The 222-nt window shown below is 41.0% G+C and carries 1 rRNA gene; it reads right to left on the bottom strand.

The window, feature by feature from the left end:
• Positions 1-164 precede the first annotated feature (164 nt).
• Positions 165-222: ribosomal RNA gene (locus tag SB660_RS24465) — 16S ribosomal RNA — on the bottom strand; the annotation flags it as partial.

The raw sequence follows: 222 nt of genomic DNA, 5'->3' as shown, positions 1-222 counted from the left end.
AATCACTATGTGTGATGAACTTTGCATTGCATTCAATGTGAATGTATTACTTATTGTTATCTAGTTTTCAAAGAACAATCCTGTCTCGCTAGAGACATGTCTTGAAGGAATGATCCTTCAAAACTAAACAAGACGAAAACGCACGCTGCTCCATATATCCTTAGAAAGGAGGTGATCCAGCCGCACCTTCCGATACGGCTACCTTGTTACGACTTCACCCCA

Source organism: Bacillus sp. SIMBA_005, assembly GCF_046535585.1.
GTDB lineage: Bacteria > Bacillota > Bacilli > Bacillales > Bacillaceae > Bacillus > Bacillus pumilus.
The sequence above is the reverse complement of the archived record's forward strand: the minus strand, read 5'-3'. Positions and strand labels throughout refer to the sequence as shown.